We start from the raw sequence: 202 nt of genomic DNA on the forward strand, positions 1-202 counted from the left end.
GGTGTCCGTGGTGCGGGCCGCGTCCTGGCCGTAGCCGGTGGCGATGCGGGTGATGTTGCCGGCCGGGTCGTAGGTGTAGGAGGTGTCCTCCACGCGCTGTGGCGCGGTGTCGCGGTCGGTGAACGCGCTGGTGACCTGACCGGTGTGCTCGTCGTACTGGGTGGTGGTCCACACGTGGCGGCCGAACTCGCCGTACTCGGCG

1 protein-coding gene is annotated in these 202 nt (G+C 70.8%); it reads right to left on the bottom strand.

The window, feature by feature from the left end; all coding sequences use genetic code 11:
- Positions 1 to 202, bottom strand: a 202-nt coding sequence (locus IF00_RS42450; protein WP_037640741.1) for a hypothetical protein, incomplete at both ends; no start/stop codon positions are given.

The organism is Streptomyces flavochromogenes (assembly GCF_000717595.1).
GTDB lineage: Bacteria > Actinomycetota > Actinomycetes > Streptomycetales > Streptomycetaceae > Streptomyces > Streptomyces flavochromogenes.